At 63.5% G+C, this 2,970-nt stretch carries 4 protein-coding genes and 1 pseudogene; 3 read left to right on the forward strand and 2 right to left on the reverse strand.

All coding sequences use genetic code 11. The features are described 5' to 3' along the window. Positions 1-524 (forward strand): HNH endonuclease (locus tag MOX02_RS29975; protein WP_147029406.1); only part of this gene is annotated, 524 nt, incomplete at its 5' end. A 46-nt stretch (positions 525-570) separates the two neighbouring features. Here the strand turns inward: MOX02_RS29975 and MOX02_RS29980 are convergent. After that, a complete protein-coding gene (locus MOX02_RS29980; protein WP_147029407.1) occupies positions 571-957 on the reverse strand; it encodes a hypothetical protein in 387 nt (128 codons plus the stop codon). A gap of 514 nt (positions 958-1,471) precedes the next feature. Here MOX02_RS29980 and MOX02_RS29985 point away from each other — a divergent pair. Both MOX02_RS29985 and MOX02_RS29990 read left to right on the forward strand, forming a co-directional pair. Next, positions 1,472-1,741, forward strand: a pseudogene (locus tag MOX02_RS29985) (LexA family protein); the annotation flags it as partial. Between the two features lie 52 nt (positions 1,742-1,793). Further along, entirely contained in the window at positions 1,794-2,174 is a 381-nt protein-coding gene (locus MOX02_RS29990) for a hypothetical protein (RefSeq protein ID WP_147029409.1), read from the forward strand. 400 nt (positions 2,175-2,574) lie between these two features. On the opposite strand, the gene MOX02_RS29995 is transcribed toward MOX02_RS29990, so the two are convergent. Next, positions 2,575-2,799 (reverse strand): hypothetical protein, encoded by a 225-nt coding sequence (locus MOX02_RS29995; protein WP_147029410.1) that lies wholly within the window; start codon positions 2,797-2,799, stop codon positions 2,575-2,577. Positions 2,800-2,970 lie beyond the last annotated feature (171 nt).

Consider the following 2,970-nt stretch of genomic DNA (forward strand, 5'->3'; position numbering starts at 1 on the left):
TCGGTCAGTTCGAGTGCGCCGGCTACAGCACCGAACCTGCTCCCGACCGGGAAGGCAACCAGCGCTCCGCAATCGTCTTCGAGCTCGTCCCTGCCGACGCCAGCGACAAGCCGGCGGAGACCGACGAGCAGCCGATTGAGGAGGTCGAGCTCGAGGTCGATCTGATTGGTCTGCGCACGCGCGCCTTGGAGGCTGCTCGGTCAACGCCGCAGGTAACCGGAGCCGCGGCTCGCCGGAGCCTCTACCGGCGCTCGGCAACTGTTCGCCGCTACGTTCTCGCCCGAGCGGCGGGGGTCTGTGAGAGTTGCAACGAGCCCGCACCCTTCATCACCTTGCAGGGTGAGCCCTACCTCGAGCCCCACCACACCCGCCGCCTCAGCGACGGCGGCCCGGACGATCCCCGGTTCGTGGGTGCGGTCTGCCCGGACTGCCACCGCGAAATCCACCACGGACAGCATGGGCGCGCGAAGAACGAGGCCTTGATCGCGGAGATCAGCCGGAAGGAAGCTGCCACAGGTGCATGACTTCTCCGAGCTTGCTGGCGAGATCCCCGACCGCCGGCCCGGGCGACTACTCCTCGATTGCGATGCCGGCCGCCTCGAGGACCTGGACCAGTTCGGCGATCGTCACGTTGGCGTCGCGCGCCACGCGCCGGGCGTGGCTTTTGTCCGACTTGCGCAGCTCCTCGACCTTGAAGCCCAGATCCGCGCGCCCGCCGCGGATCAGCTGCTGCCAGCTGACGTTCTTCGCCTTCACGTGGCGGAGATCGTCGAGGCTGGGGAGGGACCGCTTGGGCTCCGCAGCGGCGGAGCTCGGCCTGGGCGCGTCGGCCTGGACCTCCGTCTCGAGGGCAGCGGCGACGTCGCGGGTCGCGTGGGACAGCGCATCGAACGCGGACGCGAGGGCGTGCAGTCTAGTGGCGAGGTTGAAGTTGGGGGTGAGGTTCGGAGTGAGCATTAGAAGCCTCCTCTAATTTTTAAGTCAAAACTTTTGACTGGAAACGGGCGATTGTCAAGATCCCTTCCAGAGGCAGGGCCGCCCTGCTCAGTCTGTTCGGGCTGTTGCAGAAGCCCACCCTCCGCGCTGCCGCTGCACGGACAGGCGCCAGGATCGCCTCAGAGCCTCGGCAGCTGGCTTCAAGAGCGCGGCGGGTGTTCGATAGCGCTTCGAGAAGGCGACTGTCCTACGGCCGCTCAACAGAATTCGCGCCGAGATCCTAGGAGGAGAACGCGACGGGCATGTGAGCAGGACGACTCGCTCGCCGGTGACGCGATTTAGCGATTTCTCGGCGGTGTTCGTCGGCATGCACACGAAGGCGGATCTGGATCCGCGTGACCTCCTCGGCCTTTGGCAATCGATCAAGAATTGAAATTTCGGGCCTTCTGGATAGGAGCGAGCTTGAGTTCGTTTGACTGGCCGGGATTGTCGCATTGCCCGCGCTCTGAGACTCTTGAGCGGCCAGCATGCCTGTGTGGAAGGCGCGCTCGAGTTACCGCGCTGGCTCGCGCCGAACCCGCCTGCCACCTTCGCCTGGAACATCTCGGGCGACAGCATGCGGGGTGCAGGCATCTTCGACCGCGACCTGGCGGTTGTGGATCGCAGCCTCAAGGCCGGACACGGCAGCGTGGTGGTCGCGGCGATCAATGGCGAGATGTCGATCAAGCGCCTCCTCGTCGACGGCAACGTGGCGCGTCTCTCTTTCGACAACCCGGATCTGCCGGCCTTCGCGGTCGAGGAGCTGACGTTTCACCCGACCTTGATCGAGGTGTGCAGCCGCAAGGAGGCGGGTTTGGATGCCTGACGCACTCTCCATTGCCCGGGTTCTGCCCGTGATCCGCGCGGTCACGCTCACCGCGCTCGTCGTTGCGCCAGCTGCTGCTGAGCCTCGCTTCCCACCTGGGTCACCTGAGTCGAAGGTGGTGCTGATCCTCGCTGCATCAGCCTTCGTTCGCAGCTCCTGTCCGAACCTTGAGCTTGATGGCCCGCGAGGCGTTCAAGCTGTGAATGCCCTCGGCATCAGGCGAGAGGTCTTCATGGGCCCGGCGCTCACGCCCGACGTGAACGCGCTGCTTGAGGCCTATCACCGCGACCCGGTTCACGCTTGTGAGGCGCTGGAGATGAACTTTGGGCCCAGCGGTGACCTCCTCCCGGGGCTACTACGCAAGCTCAAGTAGCTCATCCAACAACCAGCTCGACCTTGGTTGAAAAATAGAAATCCGGGTGTTTGGAATTGCAGTTTGTTTGAACTCCGCTCAACCAGATCCGATAGCCGCATTGCCGTCGGCTTCAACTCCCGTTGGCTGCAAGCAGCACCATGCTGGCGATCATCGAGGATGTGCTCCAGGATCGCCTACGAGGCGCACTGGCTGGATTTCTAAGTATCTGTGCTGGCTTTGAGCACTCGGCCAGGTTTGGCGCCCTGAAGCTTCCTAGAGAGCCTTTGGGATCCCAGGAGGAAAGCGCAATGAGCGCGTGAGCAGGACGATCCGCTCGCTGGTGCCGCGATCTAGAGCGGCATCCGATTGGGTTGCATCATGGCCGCTGCAGACGCTCTGTTCAGGCAGGGTCTTTAGATCACACGGCAATCCTATGCAGGACTTCACCGCTCTCGATCACCTGAAAGCCACCGCCATCAAGCTGAGCCACGCCCTTGCCGTTAAGCAGTGAAAACCGGTGCTGTCCCTTCAGGATGTGCGATCCGCTGAGGCCGCCAGTTCGTGCGAACGTCTGCCAAGCGATGATGGTGCGAACGGTCCCGTCCTCAGCCCTGGCCTCGAAGCGTTCCAGCTCATGGTCCATGGCTCATCTCGTATCCGAAGGGGGAATTTAGCGAGCATGGGATCATGCTCCCGACGTGCCCAGGCGTCGAGAGTGCCCCTTGATGAAACGAGTGCCGCACCGGCGTGAGAATGCGCGACAGCAGCGAGCCTCACAAGCAGTGCTCAATCCAACCTAACCGGCTACGGCTCT

This window comes from Methylobacterium oxalidis, from assembly GCF_007992195.1.
In the GTDB taxonomy this organism is placed as follows: domain Bacteria; phylum Pseudomonadota; class Alphaproteobacteria; order Rhizobiales; family Beijerinckiaceae; genus Methylobacterium; species Methylobacterium oxalidis.

Excerpts from the sequence above, each read along its gene's own strand:
- MOX02_RS29980 (WP_147029407.1), bottom strand. The coding sequence starts at position 957 with ATGCTCACTCCGAACCTCACCCCCAACTTCAACCTCGCCACTAGACTG.
- MOX02_RS29990 (WP_147029409.1), top strand. The coding sequence starts at position 1,794 with ATGCCTGACGCACTCTCCATTGCCCGGGTTCTGCCCGTGATCCGCGCG.
- MOX02_RS29995 (WP_147029410.1), bottom strand. The coding sequence starts at position 2,799 with ATGGACCATGAGCTGGAACGCTTCGAGGCCAGGGCTGAGGACGGGACC.